The sequence below is a fragment of the Baaleninema simplex PCC 7105 genome, from assembly GCF_000332355.1.
GTDB classification, from domain to species: domain Bacteria; phylum Cyanobacteriota; class Cyanobacteriia; order Cyanobacteriales; family Geitlerinemataceae; genus Baaleninema; species Baaleninema simplex.
In genome coordinates this window covers 448,887-471,616 of sequence record NZ_KB235958.1, presented here as the reverse complement: position 1 = coordinate 471,616, position 22,730 = coordinate 448,887, and the positions used below count along the sequence as shown (strand labels likewise).

Below are 22,730 nucleotides of genomic sequence, written 5' to 3'. Positions count from 1 at the left end.
GGTGATGTCTCCAGTTCGACCATTTAAAAAGCAACGCTTAGTCGAAGCGATCGCGAGAATTTATCAAGCGCAAAAAACAGGGAAATTGTCGGTTTCTCGCGGCCGTCGTTGTTGGGATTTATATTTCGAGAGCGGTCGTCTTGCTTATGCGATCGATCCGGTTCATCGCGTCCGACGCTGGTATCGCGCCCTCGAACGGTATTGTCCCGACGCTCCCGAGACGTTATTCGCACCGTCCGATCGCGAGGAGGTATGGGAATATCAATGCTTGCAAGAGGCGATCGTCGGCGATCGCATCACCATATCGCAAGCCAAAAGTATTCTGTACGCGAACGCCCGAGAAGTTTTGTTTTCGCTCCAGGGCGTCACCGATACGACGTATCGCTGGCAAGATCGAACCCTCGATCGCCCCACCCTCTTCGTTCCCCTGTCGCTGTCGGCGTTAGAACTCAAACAACTGTTGCGAGACGTGCGGGCGTTATCTCAACAGTGGTACAGCTTGGGACTGCGCCCGCCAGATGCCAATCGCGCTCCGCGTCTCGCTCGTGACGGTCATGCTTCTGGTTCGGCCTTCCTCAACCTCCTCGAAGCGTTCGACGGACGCCATACGGTTTGGGATCTACTGGTTCGCCTCGATTCGTCAATGTCCGTCGTCACTCGCCTGCTGCACCACTTCCTCGAACAGAACATTCTAAGCTGGAAAACCCTTAAAGACGTTCCCCTCCGGGAAAAATCGCCCGTCCGAGTGCCGAAGATCGCCTGTTTGGACGATAGCCTCACCGTTCGCAACAGTCTCGAGAGCATCGTCTCTAAAGCCGGATATCGCTTTCAGGGCTTTCAAGACGCCGTCGAAGCCGTTCCGGCCATCATCGAACAACCACCGGACTTGCTCTTTCTCGATCTGGTGATGCCCGTCGCCAACGGGTACGAAGTCTGCACCCAATTGCGTCGCGTGTCGGCACTCGAGTCGATGCCCATCGTGATTTTAACGAGCAAAGACGGAGTGGTCGATCGCCTACGCGCTCGTTGGGTTGGGGCTTCGGACTTCCTCACCAAACCCGTCTGCAAAACTACCGTTCTCAAAATACTCTTCGAGTACCTTTCCGAATCGAACGATGTCGCATTGAATCCGATTTCGTCCCAGTTTACGTCTCCCCTCAATTCTCAATTCGAGTTTGCATGATGTTTCAGTTTCAAGTTCCCACTCGCTCGCCCACCGAGATCGACATCCAGCTCTCGGCCAAAGGAATTCCTATGACCTCCTCCATTGCGTACAAACTCATTGTTCTCCCCGATAGTGTGTTGACGCGAAGCTTGCTGGTTCAGCATAATTTCCGTCCGGTTCCCATCGCCCCACAGTTTCTTTACCGGGAACTCGATCGCGCGACCACTGCGACGATCGCCGAGAAGCTCGAACGAATTCCTCTCCCCAATCGAGAATCTTCGCAATATATCGTGACCGATCGTTCGTTTCAAGCAAGCAATCTACTGTTTGAATTTCTCAACGCTCAACCGCTAAGTATGTTTCGGGCTGACAATCCTTACGATTGGTTTCCATCTCTTCTCGAGCAAAAATCGCTATTCTTTAACTATCAACCGATTTTCGATTTAGAAGTCGGCGAGATCGTCGGACACGAATGTTTCGCCCGAGCTACATCGATAACGGGAACCTGTTTGAACGGTCGTCAACTCCTCGACGCGGCAATGGTGACGGGATTGACTCCACAATTCGACGATTTAGTTCGAACGCTGTGTCTCCCGACGATCGCGAAGTTTCCCCCACACCAAACCTTTTTTATTAATGTTTCTCCGGTAACGTTGGTACGTCAACCGCAGTTTCTCGCCGATACTTATACACTCACCCAGGAATTGAACTTACCGACGACGAACCTCTTTTTCGAGTTTTCTGAGGCGGAGTTGTTACACCAGCCCGAGCGAGTTCGCAACGCTATCTCGCAGTTACGAGAGTGGGGCTTTGGGATTTCAATCGACGATTTTCGCGGGGATTTGTCCCTCAATTGTCCCTTGCGAGAGATCTATCCTAACGCCATAAAATTTGAAGGAGAGCGCATTCGACAAGGACGCCGCGATCGTGAGGTTTTCGATCGCCTCGCTCGTAGCATCGACACCGCCGACGAGTTGGGAATCGCCACGATCGCCAAACACTTAGAAACCGCTGTAGATCTCGACGATTGCCGTCAGTTAGGCATCGACTTCGGACAAGGTTTCGTATTGGGACGCCCCCAACGGACGATACGTTAACGCAGGAACGGGAGCTTTTACAGTCGCCAGTCGCCAGTCGCCAGTGATGGGGTGATGGTAAATTTCTGGCAGTTTTAGGGATTTTTTGTCGTCCAGGTTGCAATCAGCTCGGGAAATTCTCGCTAACCTGAGAGTAAGGGACTTAAAGCGACAGGTTGAGGACGTGCCATCGAAAGCCGAACGATGGCGCGTCCTCGGCGAACTGTCCGTTCGGTCTCTAGGGCGACTTCAGCGTCTAGACCCACCGTTCCCGAGCCGACCCCACGAGGTTGCTAAATTTTAAAGAATGTTACAATTGTTAACACGCGGTGAGTTGTCCACAGTACAGGCGCATCTGTTGCACCTATCGCGCGACAGTATGGCGACCGAGATCGCCTTATCTAGCTCTCGGAGCGAAGGGCGACTTCCACATCGGCTTCTATAGCTGTTGATGGAGAGTGTCGGTTAAGACAGTCTACGTCGTCATCGAATCGCGCCCAACAAGAAGTCCGTCGTCATTCATCCCTCGAAACCTGCGTTATGAAGACTGCTCAGACCTCTACAGACTTGGTTCGCACCTACCTGCGCGAAATCGGTCGGGTTCCTCTACTGACCCATGAGGAAGAAATTCTCTACGGGAAGCAGGTTCAGCGACTGACGGCACTACAGGTAACGAAAGACCAACTTGCAGAACGACTCGATCGAGAGCCGACATTGCCGGAGTGGGCTGAAGCGGCCGACCTGTCTGAAGCGGCTCTGCAAAAAGCGATCGCCTCTGGCGAACTCGCCAAGCGCAAGATGGTCGAAGCCAACCTGCGGCTCGTGGTGTCTGTCGCTAAAAAATATATCAAACGAAACGTCGATTTGCTCGATTTAATTCAAGAAGGCACGATCGGGATGCAGCGTGGGGTCGAAAAATTCGATCCCACGAAAGGCTATCGCTTTTCCACCTATGCCTACTGGTGGATTCGTCAAGCGATTACCCGAGCGATCGCTGAGAAAGGCCGCACGATTCGTCTGCCGATTCACATTACGGAAAAACTCAACAAAATCAAAAAGGTTCAACGCCAACTGACGCAACAGTTAGGACGGGCGGCGACGGTCGCTGAAATCGCCGACGAAATGAGCCTGACCCCCAAACAAATTCGAGAATACCTCGAACGGGCCCGTCAACCGCTCTCTCTCGATTTGCGGGTGGGCGACAATCAAGATACGGAACTGGCGGATTTGCTGCAAGATGACGGCCCCTCGCCGGAAGATTTTGCGGTTCAATCTTCTCTTCGCAGCGACCTCGAAACCCTGATGGCGGATTTAACGCCCCAACAGCGGGAAGTCTTGGCGTTACGCTTCGGTTTGCGGGACGGTAAAGCCATGACGCTGGCGAAAATTGGCGATCGCCTTAAGATCAGCCGGGAACGAGTTCGTCAAATCGAACGGGAATCCCTCACGAAACTCCGCAAACGCAAGGCGGATATGGGCGAGTATTTGGCCAGCTAGGGGACAATTGACAATCGATAACGGGGAATTGTCTTCCCCTCTCCCCCTCTCCCCCTCTCCCTCTCTCCCCCTCTAATTATCTCGTTACCTCAATTTCCCCCAAAATCACGGGCGATCCCACAGGTCGCCCGTTTTCAATGAGGGTGAGGGTGAGGGGATGGCGGCCCGGAGAGAGGGTTTCGGGAATCTGGAGAACGCGCACGTCCCGTAAGATGCTGTTGGGGGCGATTTGGCGAGGAAACCAAAATCCGCCGAGGAGGGGTTTTGTCTCTCGAACGTCGCCGAAGGTTAGTTGGATGGTGGGATTTGGCGGCGGTTGGGCGGGAAATTGCCAAAATACTGAAATTTCGAGGGTCTGACCGGGGGCGATCGCCTCGGGTAACGCTTCGGTTCCTAACAAGACGGTGTTGTTTCCGAGGGGACGATTGAGGAAAATCGATCGTTCTAAGTCGGTAGGGGTGGGAACCGGCCCGGGATAGATCCAGGCGTACTCGATTCCCTGTAAGTTGACGGTGTGAAGTGGGGTTTGGCGGCGAAAATAATTCACCATGTCTGGACTGGGAACCTCTCGCTGGACTTGGTTGACGTACAATACGACGCGGTTGGTTTGCGTCCATTCGGGGGCGGTGTCGGTATCGCGGGAGCGATCGATTTTCACCACTTCGCCTCGGAAATACGCCCGAAATACTGTCCGATACCAACTGGCGACGCGCGTTCGTTCGGCTTGGGGTTGTTGGTTGAGCCACCACGCCGCCCGTTCTAAGCCTTCTCCTTGTCCGATGGTGAAGATGTCTTCGGCCGCTGAGAGTCCGCCGAAGAGGGGGTTATAGTAGGTGACGTAATCGGGGGCGTAGGGAAGTAACATCGCCGCTTGGACGGCGAGAAGTCCTGGGATGAAGACTTTTGCGGATTTTAGGGGTTTGAGGCTTTGGGCGATCGCCCACCATCCGACGGCGGCCACCACGACTAACCAGGGATAGGTGGGGAGGGGGTAGCGATCGAGTTTGTTGGAAAAGACGGAAAACACCGCCAACATCGACGCCGACAACCCCAGTAATATCGTCAGTTCGGGGACGTAGGGGGTCTGTTTCCGCCATTTGGGAACGGCGAGGCGGAGGATTCCGGCGACGAGTCCCACTTGAAATAGGGGAGAGAGGCGATACAGCATCGCCAGGGGATAAAACAGCAATCCCACTTCGTCGGTGGTTTCGCCCAGGAAGAAAAAGTGGCCGCGGGCGGATTCGTCGACTAAATCTTCGTAAAGCCGCTGGAGGGTTTCCCAGGGTTCGACCCACAACATCGGCCAGAGTAAAACCACTGTGGCGACGAGGGCGACGGTCCAAAGGGCGATTTCAAGCGATCGCTGTTGCCATCCTCGAGGGGCAAAGGAGGCTTTCGCCCATCCCATTTCGATGGCGATGAGGGCGGCGACGAAGCCGGGAAGGACGAAGAGAATTGTGATTTTTCCGGCGGTGGCGAGTCCCATCGACATTCCCGAGGCCAGCAGCCAGGTGAGTTTTTGCGGCGATCGGGGCAATCCGATGGGGGTGGTATCGGGGGGCAAACGTAAATATAGCAGCCCCCAGAAGACGCTGAGGGCGGCGAAATTTATCATTAGGGCATCGGTTGACAAAAACCGTTGATACCCCAGAAAAAACGGCTCGAATAGCAGTAAGCCGATGGAGAGAAGGGCGATCGCGTTTCCAAACAGTCGCCGCAGCAAGACGGTTATTCCCACCATTGTCGCGGCGGTGACGAGGGCTTGCACTAGACGGGGCAGCACGAACCAACTGATGCTGTAATATTCGTAGCGAAGGCATTTCTCGAAGTCGGTGAAGGGTTCTGGTAAGCCGAACCACTGGGGAAATGCCTGTTGTAAAGTACAGTTGAGTGCCATCGCCCACCCCGTCAGCCACATATTCGTTACGCCGGGATGGTGGCGTTCGTAGGTACTATCGAGATCGGCGGCGAGGAGTTCCCGAACGAACGTCGCCCCCCGTCGCAGCCAGGAGATTTCATCGACGTTGAGGGGAACGGTAATCGCCCAAACTCGCAGCACAACGGCGATGAGAAAGATGGCGAACAGGAGATAGAGAGGCGATCGATCGGCGTTAGTGGAGTTCGGGCGGCGAGTTTCGGGCAACATCGATTATTTTTTTCCTGAGAATCGTACACCGATAAAAAGACGTTTGAATTGGGGGAATGCCACGACAATTCTACGGTTGAGGGGAGTCAAAAGGATGGAAAACGTCTCTTGACAAAGACCTGGCTTTGCTATTCGATATGTAGAATTGTTTGCGATCGCGCTTTGCGGTTATCTTTTCGCTCTTCTCTGGGGAATCGTGAAGGACGAGAACACCAAATTTCTGTTGTACCATGTGGGGCAGCTCTGTGCGTCAATCTCTTTTTACAACGCAAGATAAACGCTCGCAATCGAGCCTCATTTCGCGCAGTTTCGCGAACGAGCGGTTTTGGGGAATTGCTAGTGTCGTCTGTGCGATAGTGTACGCGATCGCCGTGCTTCCGGCGTCGTTCGATGGAGACTATATCGTTCAAGACGATGCCCGTCAACATGTGTTTTGGATGCGCCGGTTTCTCGATGGGGATTTGTTTCCCAACGATGCGATCGCGGATTATTTTCAGTCGGTTTCTCCGGTAGGATACGCTTCGCTATACCGTTTGGCGGCGAGTTTCGGACTCGATCCGTTTGTGTTTAATAAGGTACTTCCGGTGTTCCTCGGTGGTATTTTGACGGCTTACGGCTATGGGGTATTTCTACAAATTTTCCCGATTCCTTTTGGGGGGTTTTTATCGACGCTCGTTCTCAATCAGACGTTATGGTGTAAGGACGATTTGATTTCGGGGACGCCCCGAGCCTTTTTATATCCGATTTTTTTGGGTTTTTTATTCTATTACAATAAGAAAAATACGATACTTTCTATCGTTTTTGTGATTTTAACGGGGTTGTTTTACCCACAATTTTTACTCGTCGAACTCGGAATTTTAATTTTAGATGGGTTGGGATGGGTTCGCTTTCGAGATATTTCGGATTCTATAAATTCTATAAAAGAAGTTTTTTCAAAAAAATCGGGTTCGATTGACTTAGAAAGTAATTTAGAAAGTCACCTAGAAAATCACGAAAATAACAACAATGGCAAGCAGCCCCAAAACGCCAGTATTTTAGATTCTGAAAATCAAGGTAACCGTTGGCGTTTGAATTGGACTTCGAGATTTCATTTAGTGAATATTGCTGTCATCGTGGCGATGCTGGCAAGTTATGCCTTAAAAACCAACGAATACGCCCCTGTCGTCAATGCCGAACTTGCTAAACAACTCCCTGAATTTCTAAAAGGCGGACGGATTTATTTCTTTCACTCCGATCCTTTTGAATTTTGGCTGTTGAGAAATCGCAGCGGTTTTTTGCCGCAAAGAACGGCGTTGACGCTGTGGGTTGGAATGCTGTTACCGATTTTGTGGTATCGACGCGATCGCTTTCCCTTACTGCAACAACTCACCGCTAACGCCAAGCTATTTTTTCAAATTTCGATACCCTCGATCGCCCTATTTTTTATCGCCCACGCCCTACTTTTCAAACTTCACCTTCCCAGCCGTTACAGCGAACATACGCTGATTATGTTACTGTCTTTTGCGGCGGGAATTTCGGCGACGACACTCCTCGATGCGGCTTGGCGTTGTCGTCGGCGACGGCGGTTGAAAGCGGGGTTGGCGTTGCTTTTAATTCTGGCGATCGTCATTTTTCCAGTATTCCTCGATCGCTTCCCCAAAACTTACAGTCTCGTCGAAGGCGAAGCCCCGCAACTTTACGAATTCTTCCAGCAACAACCGAAAGATATTCTCATCGCGTCCACCGCCAAAGAAGCCGATAACCTTCCCACTTTCGCCCAGCGATCGATCCTCGTCGGACATGAGTACGCCATTCCCTACCATTACGGCTATTACCAACAGTTTCGCGATCGAGCCGTTGCCGTCTTCGAGGCACAATACAGCCCCACCCTCGAACCCGTCAAACAAGCCATTAGCGACTACAACCTTGACTTTTGGCTGTTAGACAGAAACGCCTTTTCCCCCGACTATCTCAGCGATCGCCAATGGGGGAGTCGCTGGCGACGCCAGTTTATCCGAGATCCCCAACTTATCGCCCGTCTCGAAAGTGGCATTCCCCCCGCCCTCGCCGCCTGGGTTCCAGCTTGTAAAGTGTTCGAGACGCCCGAACATCAGGTATTATCGGCGTCTTGTCTCCTATCAGCCCAATAGAGAATGGCGATCGCACATCTCCAAACCTTCCTCACCCGCCCCATTTCCCAAATTCCCCGGTTCGTTACTGGGTTTTGGTTCGCCCTGAGTTTGGCGGCGAGTAGTTTTTACAGCCTTCCGGTAGTCTCGCAAGCCCTGTCTCACGAGTATCTGGTTTCCGACGACGGGCGACAACATCTGTTTTGGATGCGACGGTTTCTCGATTCCGGGCTGTTTCCCAAGGATGCGATCGCCGATTATTTTCAATCCGTCGCCCCCCTGGGCTATCAGGGGTTTTACTGGATCTTCGCCCAACTGGGAATCGATCCCCTCGACGTGGCGAAAATAATTCCCTTTCCCCTGGCGGTGTTGGCGACGGGGTTCGCCTTTGGGCTGATGTTGGAAATTTTCCCGATTCCTTCGGCGGCGTTTTTCAGCAGCGTTTTGTTGATTCAAAATCTCTGGATGCGAGACGATCTCGCCTCGGCGTCGGCGAGGGCGTTTCTCAACCCCCTGTTTTTGGCGTTTCTCTATTTTCTGATGCGGCGAAAAACCCCCTCGATGCTGCTGTCGCTGTTGGGAGTAGGCTATTTTTACCCGCAATACCTTCTCGTGGCGGCGGGGGTGTTGCTACTGTTTCCGCGAAACCCTCTGCAAAATCTATCGTTTCCGGGTTCTCCGTCTCAGAGGGGAAACGCTGGCGGAGAGGATTCGGTATTTTTCGGGGGAAACCTTTTCAAACACCTCCCCCCAGTGGAAAATCTCCTCGCCCTCGCCCTCTGCGGGGCGATTCTGCTTCCCTACGCCTTGAAAAGTTCCGATTTCGGTTCGGCGTTTTCCCTGGTTGAAGCCCGCCATCTCCCCGAATTCCAGCCGGGAGGGAGAACCGCCTATTTCGCGAAAGACTGGGGGCGGTTTTGGCTGAGTGGAAGCCGAACCGGATTACAACCCGCCCTCGATCCGCCGTTACTCTGTTTGGGGTTGCTGCTACCGCTGTGGCTGCGAGGGCGATCGCCCCTCAAATCCCATTTACACCATATATATATAGTGTCGGCGTTGGTGATTTCGAGTTTGATGTGGTTCTTCCTCGCCCACCTGCTGGCGTTTCGGCTGCATCTCCCCAGTCGCTACACGCAGCATAGTTTGCGAATCGCCCTCTCGATCGCCGCCGGAATTGCGATCGTCTGGATTCTTGAAAGTCTGTGGGGTTGGGCGAAACCGTCATCTCAGAGATTCAGAGGAGGTGTCGCCGTGGCGGTGACTATGGCGATTTTCGGATATCTGGCGGCGTATCCGTTTTCTCTGGGAAATTACCCGAAAACCAACTATATCGTCGGTTCCCATCCTCAACTTTACGAGTTTTTCCAGCAGCAACCGAAGGATACTCTCATCGCGTCTCTGTCGCCGGAAGCCAACAATCTCCCCAGCTTCGCCCAGCGATCGATCTTCGTGGGTTACGAATACGCGATTCCGTTCCACCGAGGCTATTACAATTTACTGCGACAACGGGCGATCGCTCTGCTAGAAGCTCACTATACTCCAGATGAAACAGAGTTGAGGCAGTTTGTGGAAGCCCACGACATCGATTTTTTCCTCATTGACGCCGACGCCTTTTCCCCGGAATATCTCCTCGAGTCGCGATGGCGGCGATCGTATCCCCAGGAAACCGACGAGGTTCGCCGACGGCTTCTCGCTGGAGAAACCCCCGCTTTACAAGGATTCCTCGAAACTTGCGGACGTTTTTACAATGAAGATCGAACCGAAAATTTAGCGGTGGTCGCGAAATCCTGTATCGTGAAAGCTGAACTGAAGTGAGTTTCGTCGGTATGGCGTATCGAAAGTTTTCCTTGGTTTGGCTACAGCGGGCGATCGCGTTTGTGGTAATTTGCGGGGTGTTTTTCCGACTCTACAACCTCGATGGAAAAGTCTACTGGTACGACGAAACCATGACTTCTCTTCGCGTCGCTGGATATACACAGGCGGAGTTCGTTCGTGAAGCGGCGAACGGGGAAATTACGAGTATCGAACGTCTTAGAGATACCTATCAGTATCCGAACGAGACGCGAGATTTATCGGATTCGATCGACGCCTTAGCTCGGCATCCCGAACATTCTCCTTTATATTATATCCTCGCTCGGTTTTGGCTGCAAGTTTTCGGAAATTCTGTAATTGCAATTCGCAGCCTTTCGGTAATTTTGGGAATTTTGGCGATTCCGTTAATGTACTGGCTATGCTGCGAGTTGTTTTCTCAGCCGCTGATGTCCGGGTTGGGAGTTGCGATTTTCGCAATTTCTCCATTTCACGTGCTGTATTCTCAGGAAGCCCGAGAATATAGTTTGTGGACGGTCGCGATTTTACTATCGAGTGTTATTTTATTACGGGCGGTTCGAGAGTCGAAATATCGATTAGCAACGCCGATGTGGTTGCTGTACGGCGTTACCGTGGCTTTGAATTTGTACGCTCATCCCTTTGCGGCGTTCGTCTCTGTTTCTCACGGGTTGTACGTGGCGTTGACGCAGGGATTTAAAAATTTCAAAAATTTAATTGCTTACGGATTGGCGTCGCTTTTAGGAATTATTTTATTTTCGCCTTGGCTGTACGTCGTCGTTCAAAATATATCGTATTTTGTGAAAAACACTCAAAGTACGATGTCGCCTCGGGATAACCTGCATTTAATTTGGGGATTGAACCTCAGTCGAATTTTTATAGACGTGAACCAGGGAACCAGCCCCCTCAATCCGTTGCTGTATTTGGCGATCTTTCTGGTTTTGTATTCTATTGTGGTTTTGGTGCGATCGACACCGCCGAAAACCTGGCTGTTTGTTGTCCTTTTAATGGGAGTTACGGGAACGGCGTTATTGGTTCCCGATATCCTGTTTGGAGGAAGGCGATCGAACAATCTTCGCTATGTGGTTCCTTGCGTCATCGGAATTCAGTTAGCGGTGACGTATCTCTTCGGAACCAAACTTTCGACGCTGTGGCGGGGAGTGCGACAACACCGCCGCTGGAAATACGCCATTTTGTTCCTATTTTTCTGTGGATTTGTATCCTGTGCGGTGAGTTCTCAGGTTCCCGTTTGGTGGAACAAAAGTTACGCCAAAAGCCGCTACAACCCCGCGATCGCTGAAATTATAGCCCAAAGCGATCGCCCGTTGGTAATTAGCGACGACAACCCCGGACAATTGTTATCGTTGAGTCACTTACTTCCGCCAGATGTCGATATTCAGATTTTGAAACCTTCTCAAGTTCCCGAAATTCCCGAGGGCTATTCTCCGGTGTTTTTATATCGCCCGTCAGACGCCTTACAAGGGGCGATCGCACAGCGATATAACGCCACGATCGAACGAGCTTATCAAGGATGGCTGTTTAGAGTTGATAGTTAATAGCTGTGATTTGAGTTGGGTTGGTGAAACCCCACAACCCATCGGTTTTAAATTCTAAAGTTGACTCGATCTCAAATCGGGGAGTTGAAGGAAATGCTGTTTGTGAATAAACATAAAATAACATCGCCGAAAACGCTATCGTGGATCGTAATTATATATGCGATCGCTTTACACTGTATTCAGTATATGGCGAAGCGATCGCTCTGGGCGGATGAATCGGTATTAGCGTTAAATATCGTCGATCGCAGCTATCTCGAACTTCTCGAACCTCTCGATTACAACCAAGGCGCACCCATTGGATTTCTCTGGATAGAAAAACTATCGATACAGCTATTGGGAAATCACGAATACGCCTTGAGGCTGTTTCCCTTTCTCTGCGGAATCGCGTCAATTTTCCTATTTTACGACTTAGCCAAACGCTGTTTAAAAAATTACGGCGTTCCGATAGCGTTGGCGTTTTTCGCCACTTTAGAATATTTGGTGTACTACATCACCGAGTTAAAACAATATTCCAGCGATGTCGCCGTCACCTTAATTCTGGCGTTACTGACACAGGATTTACTCAAACGCGACTTAAACTTCAAAAATATTTTAACCTACAGCCTTATTGGGGCGGTTATGATTTGGTTTTCCCATCCGGCGGTTCTCGTCGCGGGAGGATTCGCCCTATTTTCCCTCATCAAAGTCTGGCGAAACCGCAATTTTGAGAAACTCCCGAAACTCCTAACCGTTTTTACAACTTGGGGGATTAGCTTTCTCGGCTTTTACTTCCTCTCTATCCAATCGTTGAGCAACAACGAAACTCTCAAAGAATCCTGGCGGAGTGCATTTCCTTCAGAACTTACCGATATTAACTGGTTAGCCGAAAAATGGTGGAAACTCTTCGAGAATCCCCTGGGAATTCGAGAAGATTACATTTGGATAGCGATGGTGGTGTTTTTCATCGGCGTGTTTTCCCTCTTTCGCCGCAACCGCCAAACTCTCGCCTTCCTCGCTTCCCCTCTCCTGGCGACGATTCTCGCGGCGTATCTGCGTCAATACCCCTTTCGTAACCGCCTACTCCTGTTTCTGACGCCGTTTATCGTTCTCCTCATCGCCGAGGGAATCCACTACGTCGGGAGGAAAACCCGCCATAAACTGAAGGCGATACCGGGAATTCTCCTGTTTGGCGTTTTGTTTTGGATTCCCCTTTTCCAAACCACCGCCTTATTCGCCAATCCCATTACCCGAGAAGAAATTCGCCCCGTCATCGCCTACGTGAAGGAACGCCAGCAACCGGGAGACGTTCTTTATATCTTCCAGCGAGGAGAATATCAATTTCAATATTACGCCGAAAAATTCGGCTATGAGGAGGGAGATTATATCGTCGGCGTTGACGACTTAGAAGATGGAAAAGAAGTCTCGCCGCCAGAGTGGGAACGCTATACTCAGGATTTAAATGCGTTGCGGGGAAATTCTCGCGTCTGGCTGATTTTTTCCCATATCGACGATGTAGAAGAAGAACGCGATCGCGTCTTAGGCTACATTGACAGTTTAGGACAAAAGCGCGATCGATACGACGCCCCCGGTGCCTTTGTTCTGTTGTACGACTTTACCGCTAACGATGAAACTCCCTAAATCTCTCAACTTCAGTTTAAAACTACTCTGCATCGCCGTCATCGTTCTCGGAATTTTCTATCGCGTCACCAACTTAGGCTTGAAATTTTACTGGGGTGACGAAGTTCGGACTTCCATGCGAATTTCGGGATATACCGAAGAAGAAGTTATCGAAACCAGCTACACCGGAGAAATCCTCGAATTCAGCCAACTTCAACATTATCACTATCCGCAAAACAGAACGGTTTCCGATACCCTTTCCGCCCTCGCCCACCATCCCGAACATCCACCGTTATATTACCTCTCAGCGCGGTTTTGGGTACAGTTTTGGATGCAGTGGTTTCCCGATTCCGTGGCGGTGACGCGGAGTCTCTCGGCGGTGTTTAGTTTGTTGGCGATTCCCTGCGCCTTCTGGCTGTGTCGAGAACTCTTCGCCGATTCCCGCGTGGCTTGGGTTGCAACAGCGTTAGTCGCCATTTCTCCGTTACACATTTTATACGCCCACGAAGCGAGACAGTATAGTTTGTGGGTGTTGGCGACACTGTTTTCGAGTGGAATGTTAGTGCGATCGCTCCGCAGTTTTACTGTCAAAAACTGGGGAATTTACGCTTTCAGCATCGCCCTCGGTTTATATTCTCACTTACTCTTTGCATTAGTGGCGATCGCTCACGGAATTTACGTTTTTGCCACCGAAGGAATTCAACGCAGCAAAACTGTAATTTCCTATCTCGTTTCCAGCATTTTCGGCTGGTTGCTATTTTCTCCTTGGATTTGGATTATCGTTACCAAAACCGCCCGAACCAGCGAAGCCATTGAAGAAGGCGAATCGAGCGTTGAATTCTCCTTTTTAGTCTACCGTTGGTTTCGCAACCTCAACCGCGTCTTCTTCAACGCTAACCTCGGCGATATCAACTTTATTTTAGTCCTGTTCGTTCTCTACGCCCTTTATATTTTAATCCAAGAAATGCCGCGAAAAACTTGGTTGTTGGTCTTGACAATTGTGGCAACTAATGCTATATTTTTAGTGATACCTGATATTCTATGGGGTTCTCGACGTTCGGCGGGATTGCGTTACTTATTCGCCTCTTATACGGGAATCCAGATTGCGGTTGCCTATTTATTTTCAACTAAGTTTAATTCCGTCAAGCTGTGGCAACAGAAAACCTGGCGCGTTGTCTTTGTTTTGTTTCTGACAGTCGGAACAATTATGGGAGCGATCGACCTTCAAAAAGAAGTCACCTGGAATAAAAGCGACGACAAAGCCAGATTTTACATTCCCGCCGCTGACAATATTAATTTAGCTCCCAATCCGCTGTTAATTACCACAGAAGATCCCGTAAAAGTTCTCACCTTCAGTTATCGCGTCAAACCCGAAACCCAATTTCAGCTTTTCCGAGAAGAGAGACTTCCTGATTTTCCCGACAATCGTTCTGTCTTTTTATTCAATCCCTCTCCTGTTTTACAGCAGCAAGTACAAGCCTTACCGAACACGCAACTCGAGCTTGTCGAAAATCGAAAAGACGAGCTAAAATTATGGCAGGTACTTCGCTGAAAATATAAAACTTGTAGGGAGTAACATCACCACAGAGACACAGAGAATACAGAGAGGAGTAGGGTGCGTTACGGCGGCTAAAAAGTTTAAAAAAACAAGTCCATGAAAGCTCCGCCGTAACGCACCGAATTAACGGGGAATACAACAATTCAGCAAATGATTTTCCAAAAAAAAGGGTCTTCTGGGTTTAAGGTGATAAGCTAATTTTATGATAAGTAAGACCCTTACTGTAGGGGCGTCATGGCAATGCGCCCAATTTCGCATTCAAAATAACAAATTACACCACAAGTCCCGAAGACCCAAAAAAACAATAAGCCTAAAATCACGATGAAAATCAAAGCAATTTTTGATGGAGAAGTGTTACGTCCTGTAGAACCCATCGAACTCGAACCGAATACAACCGTCGAACTAGAACTAGAACTAGAAACAGAAAAGCCGATTCAATCTAACGACGAAATATCTTTTTTCGATGTTGTAGAATCTCTCAATTTAGAAGGGCCTTCAGATTGGGCAAAAAATATCGATCGATAAAGCTCAAAGGGGAAGGATTGAGTTTCACGAGATTTCACTCGAAATTCAAACAACTATTAAAAATTATAAAAAATTGAATACTCCCGTCCGGAGCGAGGCTAAATTAGGAGCAAAAAGAGGATATATTCCCCCTATTTTCGACTCCAATTATGGGCAACCTCTCCATTGCGCTGCTGTTTGCAGCCTCCCTCACCCTAGCCTCGCCGATTCTGGCGGCGGAATCCCCGGACACTTCCACCATGAACGACGCCACCGACGAAGTTCTTAACACTTACGATCGCTATCGCCAAGTCCTCGATCGCACCACCTCGATGGTACGCGACCGCGACGCACGAGCGATCGCCAGCGAATACGGCTTAGACATCGTCAACGTCATGTGGGAAGACACCGGACGCTACGACAACTCCGCTGTCGGCCCCAACATCAGCGATTTGACGATTCAGGTGCAACAGCACAACCCCCGCAGCGACGAGTACGAACTGCACCTGATGCCCGTCATCCGCTACCCTAACTTTAGCGACTTTACCGCCGACATCCCCATCGATCGCTTCTCCCTTCTCGTGGGAAACGAAAACGGCGAAGACTTGCGCCGGGTTCCCCTCGCTGACGTTCTCGACAACCTGCGAGACTATCTCCACGACCCCAATTCCTGGGACGGCGATAACACTTCCCTTCTCGTCAAACGGGACACCCACGTTCTCGTCAGCGCACAAGCCTGTTTTCTCCCCATTCCTCAAGGGGACAAAGCGCAATTCAACCCCGTCCTCTTCAATTACCAATCTTACGAAGGCGACCCCGCCGTCCTCACGATTCTCGCCACCCGCGAAGGAACCAGCGTCACCATTATCGACAATACCCGCGATGCGTTTGAAGCCGGTCAAACTTGGGGACAACGGCTGTTTTTCAACCAAAACGGCGATCGCGCCAGTCTTACCGGCCAGCGATCGAGCGACTTTCAAGCCGAATCTCCCGAACCGGACGACTCCGACGCCGAGATACCCACCACCGAAGCCGCCGGAGAGTCGGGGTTAAACATGGTGATGGTGATTCAAGTTCCCCTCAAACAGAAACAACCGATGCGAGGGGGGTTCGGTATAGACATGTCCGTTGACTTCGAGGACCTTTCAACCAGTAACGTCGAAGATGCGGTCATCGGCCATGGAGAAATTGAAGGGCCGTTCACGGAAATCGACGGACTGGCGATCGAACGCGACCCAGATTTCCCAATTCGCGTCACCGTCCAGTTTTACAAAGCCACCGACAACGGTGTCGTCTCCGAAGAAGACATCGCCGACATTCACGAACAAATTACCCGCATTTACGTTGATGCGGATTACGTGGGAAGTCTCGTCGTAGACGACAGAAGCCAGCGTCTGACGGATTATCCGGGGTCTCATGAAGAACCGGAAGACTGGTGGAAAAAATTCTGGGAACGCCACCGCCAAAATACCGGAGAAACTCCCGCCGAAACACTCGAACGGTTGCGTCGTCTGTTTAACCAACATCGCACCTAGGAGGACGCATGAGCGGCGAGACGACCTTACTTCAACGAGACCCCTTCGCAGACGGAACCACCGACGACCCACTCCTCGAAATTCGCACTTACGACGGAACGCGCAACAACCTGACGCCAGAACGGACGGCTTACGGAGCTTCGGGAGAGCCGTTTTTACGTCAGTTTCCGCCAGAATACGAAGACGGCGAAGCTGCGCCTGCGGGGGTGGGGAACCGCCGACCGATTCCCATTTACACTCAAGAAGAGGTCGATCGCCTGACTGCGCTCGGTCGTACAGTTGTCCCCAATACCGATCCTGCCATTAACGCGCCGTTTCTGGAACTCGATCCCCCCGATCGCCCCAGTCCCCGTATTATTAGTAACGTACTGGCCGACCAAGACGGACAAAGCCTTCCTAACCGTCGCTACACCACCGATTTAACCTGGAGTTTCGGACAGTTCGTCAACCACGATTTGGATTTAGCTCTCGAAGGCTTTGAGGAAACCGACTCCAACCGCGACCTCTCCTTCCCCATCGATATTCCCCTCGACGATCCCGATTTCGGCGAAAATACTCCCGGTGCGCGTCCCAACAACCAGTTTTCCTTCGAGCGAGACGCCTTGGCTCCCGGAACTGGCGTTAACGAGATCCCCGGAACGGGAGTCAACCGGATTACCGGATGGCTCGACCTTTCGACAGTGTACGGGTCGAACGTGGAAATTGCGCGGGAATTGCGATCGCTCTCTGGCGGACAACTGCGGGTGACTCCCACGGAAACCGGCGATTTGCTTCCTGTCAACAGTCCCAGTCCCACCCGAGAGGGAAAACCGATTTCCCAACCGGGAGCGTTTCAAGGAGTGGGATTCGCAGCGGGGGACGAACGAGTCAGCGAAAATAACAGCCTCGCCTCGCAACATACTCTGTGGCTGAGAAATCACAACCGCCTCGCGGATGAACTGGGAGAACTTCACCCGAACTGGACGGACGAACAACTGTTTCAACGAGCCAGACAACTCAATATCGCTCAATATCAAAATGTCGTTCTCAATCAGTGGCTTCCGACGTTGCTGGGGGAAAATAACCCGAATTCGCTTCGTCCTTATACTGGATACGACGACAGCCTCAATCCTCAAACGAGCAATGCTTTCGTTACGGCGTCGTTCCGTATCGGTCATACCCTCGTCAGTCCGACGATTTGGCGTCTCGACGAAAACGGCGAAGTCGATCCTCGCGGACATATCAGCTTTTTCCGCAATTTCGACGCTCCCGACGTGACGGAAGGAAGCGATTTAGATGTGATTTTTCGCGGCTTAGCCTCGAAGTTCTCGCAAGATGTGGATACGAGGGTGGCTGACGATTTGCGAAACGCGCTCCCGAATTTTATTGGAGCGATTCCGATTCCCTTGGGTGCGGTGGGGTTCGATTTGGTGTCTGCGAATCTGCAACGGGGACGCGATCGCGGCGTGGCGGATTACAATCAGCTTCGGAGAACCTTGTCAGAACAGTACCCGGAATTGGGAATTCGTCCGGTAACGAGTTTCGCGGAAATTACCTCCGACCCGGAATTACAAGCAGCCTTAGAATCGGTTTACGGAACGGTTGAGGATATCGATCCTTGGATTGGGTTGTTGATTGAAGATCCGGTTCCGGGGTCGAGTTTCGGTCCGACGCAAGGCGCGATTTTTCGGGAGCAGTTCGAGCGGATTCGCAACGCCGATCGCTTTTGGTTCGATCGCACTTTGGAGGAAGGCGGATTTTTTACAGCAGAAGAAATCGCCGCGATTCGCGATACGTCGTTTTCCGATATTCTCCAACGAAACACCGACATTGACGACGTTCAAGACAATCCATTTTTCTTAATGAAGGTGGGAAAAAGCGACCCCGAAGCCATGAACGGTGGTGTGGGAGCGGATTCGATGTTAGGAATGGCTGGCGATGACGAGATGTACGCTGCGGCGGGTGACGATGCGATCGCCGGAAATGAAGGAAACGACGTTCTCGAAGGCGAGTTAGGAAACGACATTTTGATGGGAGGAAAAGCCTTCGATCGCCTGTCGGGAGGTGAGGGAAACGACCGTCTCAACGGCGATTGCGACAGCGATACGCTCATCGGCGGTGCGGGATCGGATACGTTTGAATTCGGACGGGATGGGGTGAGATTTTCGGAATTGGGAATCGACGAAATTACGGATTTTGTCAGCGGTGAAGATGCGATCGCGCTTTCAGCGAAAAGTTTTGTTTTACCCTATTCGGACGGAACGATTTCAGTCGAAACGGTCGAAGAAAATGCAGATAGTTCAGAGGCTGCGATCGTGTTCGATCGCACTACCGGCGCGTTATTCTACAATCCTGACGGTCCGGACATCGGCTTCGATTTCGGCGGACAGTTCGCCACCCTACAACCGGGTTTGACGCTTTCTGAAGCAGATTTTCATGTTGTATAAATTCAAATTTAGGGGTGCATCTCAAAATCGTAAATCGATCGAGGTAATTTAGCTTCTGTTGGGTTTCGCGTTTGCTCCATCTAAGCTACCCTTTGCTTTTTGATAGTTCGACCTTGAATTAAGCGAAAGCATTTCGTCAACTTAAAAAACATCTATTGAGTTTTTTTCAGGCAACACCTTGGTAAGATCGACCTAAACTTAAGAAAAAAATAACCTAGGAGTTCAGTCAATGCCTTCTCAAAAATCATCAGACCCTGAAGTGACCCAAAAACAAAATTCTAATCCAGTGAAGAACTTCTTGCTGGGCGCTAGTTTGAGCGGTATTCTTATCTTTGCTTACCTCTCGCTATCTGTAGACATGACCTATGGCAGTTTAGCAGCAGTCGAAACCTGGAGACTCGCGGTAGCCATTGCTGTTCCGATTGCGTGTGGCTTGCTCGCAGTCTTTTTTAAAGACCGTGCGATTGCATGGCTCAGTCAGATTTTTGAATCGGCGAATTTTCCTTTCTAAACCTACATCTAGGCGATCGCGCGACAACCGTTTGCAAATAAGGTTTCTACGGAACGTCAGATTTTGTTTTCTGAAGATAGCAATGACAATCTGGTTTTTCAATCAAAGACGCCGCCAATCTATTGAGCGCGATCGCCGCCAGCAATCCCCCGCCAAACGTACTTTCACTGGTCACAAACGGTACCGATAACTGCATCAACCGCCGTTTCGCCGCAGGCGCGTGACTGAAACCAATCGGTAATCCAATAACGAGAGCGGGTCGTCCCACTTGCGCCTCGATCGCATCGCAAATTTCCAACAACACCGACGGTGCATAACCCACCACCCAAATCGTACCGTCGATCGACTCCCGAAGTCTTTGCTTCAACTGGCGATCGCACCAAAACTGTTGTTCGGCGTCTTCCGCACTGTCAATATGGGGATTCTCCACCAGCGATCGCCACTGACAGCCTAAATGCGTCAAACGAGTGCGATCGAGGGTCGCAACCACCGCCGGAACGTCCGCCATTACCGTACACCCCGTTGACAGCGCGTTTCTCGCCGCCGCGATCGCATCGGGACTCAAACGCATAAACGCCGCCAAACTCACGTCTCCACAAGCTAAAACCAGGTGAGACAAGACATCGACTTCAATCGGCGATCGCTCCGACAAATCCGGTAACAACCGCTGTAACGCCTCCTGAAAATTCTCAGGATGACTCGAAACCCCAACATCCAAATATTGCCAAAGTTCCTCACTTAAAGATTGCGCCGTTTGCGCTTCGACTTCCAACAACTGAAGTTGAGCCAACGCTTCCGCTTGCGTCGATTGACAAGAACTATCTCGTCCGAGTAACCCCTCAAGCGCGATCGCCGTTTGTCGCCACTTCACCAATTGCTGCAAAACCGTTTGATACTGCTTCTGTAACTGCTGCATCAACGAATCGGTTTGAGTCGATTCAGGCTGAGTTTCCAAAATTTGCTTGATGTGCGTCAGTTGAAACCCCTGTTGCTTCAGTGCCACAATACGCTGCAAACGTCGCACGTCCGCCTCATCGTACAAGCGATAATTACTCGCAGACCGCATCGGTTGAGGTAACAAACCGATTTGATGATAGTGGCGCACCATACGCGGCGTCGTACCACATCCGACCGCTTGAGTGAGTTCTTTAATCGTCAGCATTTTCGACAAACAAGGGAGTTGACGCCTCGTTTTCTCTCGATGGTTTTCCCAAACTTCTCTTGACTTTGACATTAATGTCAAGGTTTACCATACGCAGACTGAAACATAAAGGTTGTGTCGATGATTCGTCGGTCTGTGTTGCCCAGTAAACTCCAGCATTGGATGAAAACCTATCCCGAGGCGATCGCCGCTGCGATTTGTGCGCTACTCACCCTCGTCGGTTGGCTCGCACTCAACGGAAGTTGGCTGGGGTTTGGCGTGTGGACGTTGCTGGCAGCTTACACCATCGGCGGGTACGACTCGGCGCGCGAGGGACTCGAAACCCTGTGGGAAGAGCGCGAGTTGGACGTAGACTTACTGATGATCGTGGCAGCGTTGGGCGCCGCCATTTTAGGCTTTTGGCAGCAAGACTATTACTTACTCGTCGATGGTGCGGTCTTAATTCTAATTTTCGCGGTCAGCGGCGCTCTCGAAAGTATCGCCATGCACCGAACCGAGCGCAATATTCGCAGTCTCATGGAACTGACGCCAGATACGGCGAGACTTTTACAAGGTCACGAAGAACGAACCGTTCCCACCCAAACCCTACAAATCGGCGATCGCATTCGTGTCAAACCCGGCGAACTGTTCCCCACGGACGGCATCGTTCGAGAAGGCAGCAGTACCATCAATCAAACTCCCATTACGGGGGAGTCGATGCCTGTGGAAAAAACCCTCGGAGACGAGGTGTTCGCCGGAACGATTAACGGTCGCGGTGCGTTAACGGTGGAACTGCACAAGTCCCCCGAAAGCAGTTTGATTCAGCGCGTGATTCAATTAGTCGAGCAGGCGAAAACCACTCAACCGCCGTCTCAACAGTTTTTAGAGCGGTTCGAGCGGGGTTACGCTCGCGTTATCGTCTTCAGCGCGATCGCCCTCGGAACGTTACCGCCGCTCGTGTTGGGGTGGGATTGGGAAACCACGATTTACCGAATGTTGATTTTTCTGGTGGTGGCCTCTCCCTGCGCGTTGATGGCGTCTGTGATGCCAACGTTACTCTCGGGAATCGCTCGCGGTGCGCGACAGGGGATTTTGTTTAAAGACGGAGCGCAGTTAGAAACCATTGGAAAAGTCCGCGCGATCGCCTTTGATAAAACCGGAACCCTCACCACGGGTCAGTTACAGGTCAGCGATATCGTTCCCGCCGCCAACGTCGAAAAAGCGGAAGTGTTGCAAATTGCAGCCTCTCTCGAAGCCTATTCCGAGCATCCCCTCAGTCAAGCGATCTTGCAAGCGGCACGCGCTGAAGAAATTCCGTTATTATCGGCGATCGAGGTACGAGCGGAAGTGGGACAAGGAATCGTCGGTTCTCTCGAAGGAAAACCGGTGAAGTTGGGGAAAGGAAGCTTTGCGCTGGCGGAGTTCAGCGACATCGAGCCGTCTTTAACCACCCAAAGCCAGCATCTCGAAACTCAGGGGAAAACGGTAATTTGGGTGGTGCGCGATCGGCAAATCCTAGGCTTAATGGCTGTGGTCGATCGCGTTCGTCCCCACGCCGCCGACTTGTTGAAGGTTCTCCAGCGGCGGGGTGTTGCGTTTACCGCCATGCTCACGGGAGATAACGCGGCCACGGCGCAAACGGTGGCGCAAGCAGTCGGCGTTAACGCGATTTATGCGGATTTACTTCCCGAGGATAAGGTCGATGTGGTCCGAAAGCTACAGCGACAGTATCGAACGGTGGTGATGGTGGGAGATGGTGTCAACGACGCTCCGGCGTTGGCGCAAGCCTCGGCTGGCGTGGCGATGGGAGGTGCAGGAAGCGATATCGCCTTGGAGACGGCGGATATTGTGTTGATGGCCGATCGCTTGGAGAAGTTAGAGCAAGCGATTTACATTGGGCAGAAATCGCAACGGATTATCCGACAAAATATTACGTTGGCTTTGACGTCGATCGCCGTGTTGATGGTGGCGAACTTTTTCGGCGAAATCACGCTTCCGGTGGGGGTTCTCGGTCACGAAGGCTCGACGTTATTGGTCACGCTCAACGGTTTGCGACTCCTCAGACGGGATAACGGTTAAAGATG

Annotated in this window: 16 protein-coding genes; 13 read left to right on the top strand and 3 right to left on the bottom strand. The window is 51.2% G+C overall.

Annotation, left to right across the window (positions count from 1 at the left end):
• Nucleotides 1-4 precede the first annotated feature (4 nt).
• Both GEI7105_RS0104060 and GEI7105_RS0104055 read left to right on the top strand, forming a co-directional pair.
• A complete protein-coding gene (locus GEI7105_RS0104060; protein WP_158413155.1) occupies nt 5-1,183 on the top strand; it encodes a response regulator in 1,179 nt (392 codons plus the stop codon).
• On the top strand, nt 1,180-2,262 hold the full coding sequence (locus GEI7105_RS0104055; RefSeq protein ID WP_035492430.1) for an EAL domain-containing protein: 1,083 nt from the start codon (nt 1,180-1,182) through the stop codon (nt 2,260-2,262). Before GEI7105_RS0104060 ends, GEI7105_RS0104055 begins: the two co-directional genes overlap by 4 nt.
• A 122-nt stretch (nt 2,263-2,384) precedes the next feature.
• Here the strand turns inward: GEI7105_RS0104055 and GEI7105_RS40320 are convergent, their stop codons facing one another.
• On the bottom strand, nt 2,385-2,507 hold the full coding sequence (locus tag GEI7105_RS40320; RefSeq protein ID WP_281166970.1) for a hypothetical protein: 123 nt from the start codon (nt 2,505-2,507) through the stop codon (nt 2,385-2,387).
• A 274-nt stretch (nt 2,508-2,781) separates the two neighbouring features.
• Here GEI7105_RS40320 and GEI7105_RS0104050 point away from each other — a divergent pair, with 274 nt between their 5' ends.
• Entirely contained in the window at nt 2,782-3,738 is a 957-nt protein-coding gene (locus GEI7105_RS0104050; protein WP_026097418.1) for an RNA polymerase sigma factor, RpoD/SigA family, read from the top strand.
• 76 nt (nt 3,739-3,814) lie between these two features.
• Here the strand turns inward: GEI7105_RS0104050 and GEI7105_RS38195 are convergent, their stop codons facing one another.
• Nucleotides 3,815-5,884, bottom strand: a complete 2,070-nt coding sequence (locus tag GEI7105_RS38195) for an ArnT family glycosyltransferase (protein ID WP_017659209.1) — start codon at nt 5,882-5,884, stop codon at nt 3,815-3,817.
• Nucleotides 5,885-6,114: 230 nt separating this feature from the next.
• Between GEI7105_RS38195 and GEI7105_RS28950 the strand changes: the two genes are divergently transcribed.
• The 9 genes from GEI7105_RS28950 to GEI7105_RS36655 all read left to right on the top strand — a co-directional run bounded on the left by GEI7105_RS28950 (nt 6,115) and on the right by GEI7105_RS36655 (nt 19,505).
• Nucleotides 6,115-8,013: a hypothetical protein gene (locus tag GEI7105_RS28950; RefSeq protein WP_017659207.1), complete on the top strand. Its 1,899-nt coding sequence runs from the start codon at nt 6,115-6,117 to the stop codon at nt 8,011-8,013.
• Nucleotides 8,014-8,016: 3 nt separating this feature from the next.
• A complete protein-coding gene (locus tag GEI7105_RS0104030) occupies nt 8,017-9,807 on the top strand; it encodes a hypothetical protein (protein ID WP_017659206.1) in 1,791 nt (596 codons plus the stop codon).
• Between the two features lie 11 nt (nt 9,808-9,818).
• Complete coding sequence (locus GEI7105_RS0104025) at nt 9,819-11,375, top strand: glycosyltransferase family 39 protein (RefSeq protein WP_035492672.1); 1,557 nt, start codon at nt 9,819-9,821, stop codon at nt 11,373-11,375.
• A gap of 102 nt (nt 11,376-11,477) precedes the next feature.
• A complete protein-coding gene (locus GEI7105_RS0104020) occupies nt 11,478-12,992 on the top strand; it encodes a glycosyltransferase family 39 protein (protein WP_158413154.1) in 1,515 nt (504 codons plus the stop codon).
• Complete coding sequence (locus GEI7105_RS0104015) at nt 12,979-14,523, top strand: glycosyltransferase family 39 protein (protein ID WP_017659203.1); 1,545 nt, start codon at nt 12,979-12,981, stop codon at nt 14,521-14,523. The genes GEI7105_RS0104020 and GEI7105_RS0104015 overlap by 14 nt, the downstream gene beginning before the upstream one ends.
• Nucleotides 14,524-14,850: 327 nt before the next feature.
• The gene (locus GEI7105_RS0104010; RefSeq protein ID WP_017659202.1) at nt 14,851-15,054 is read left to right on the top strand and encodes an antitoxin AF2212-like protein; all 204 of its coding nucleotides are present in this window, start codon (nt 14,851-14,853) and stop codon (nt 15,052-15,054) included.
• A gap of 149 nt (nt 15,055-15,203) precedes the next feature.
• Nucleotides 15,204-16,568, top strand: a complete 1,365-nt coding sequence (locus GEI7105_RS0104005; RefSeq protein WP_035492429.1) for a hypothetical protein — start codon at nt 15,204-15,206, stop codon at nt 16,566-16,568.
• An 8-nt stretch (nt 16,569-16,576) separates the two neighbouring features.
• Nucleotides 16,577-18,994: a peroxidase family protein gene (locus GEI7105_RS28945; RefSeq protein ID WP_017659199.1), complete on the top strand. Its 2,418-nt coding sequence runs from the start codon at nt 16,577-16,579 to the stop codon at nt 18,992-18,994.
• Nucleotides 18,995-19,223: 229 nt separating this feature from the next.
• Nucleotides 19,224-19,505: a hypothetical protein gene (locus GEI7105_RS36655; protein ID WP_144053657.1), complete on the top strand. Its 282-nt coding sequence runs from the start codon at nt 19,224-19,226 to the stop codon at nt 19,503-19,505.
• Nucleotides 19,506-19,551: 46 nt separating this feature from the next.
• Here the strand turns inward: GEI7105_RS36655 and GEI7105_RS0103990 are convergent, their stop codons facing one another.
• Nucleotides 19,552-20,667, bottom strand: a complete 1,116-nt coding sequence (locus tag GEI7105_RS0103990; protein ID WP_017659197.1) for a precorrin-8X methylmutase — start codon at nt 20,665-20,667, stop codon at nt 19,552-19,554.
• Between the two features lie 120 nt (nt 20,668-20,787).
• Here GEI7105_RS0103990 and GEI7105_RS0103985 point away from each other — a divergent pair, with 120 nt between their 5' ends.
• The gene (locus GEI7105_RS0103985) at nt 20,788-22,725 is read left to right on the top strand and encodes a heavy metal translocating P-type ATPase (protein WP_017659196.1); all 1,938 of its coding nucleotides are present in this window, start codon (nt 20,788-20,790) and stop codon (nt 22,723-22,725) included.
• Nucleotides 22,726-22,730: the final 5 nt, after the last annotated feature.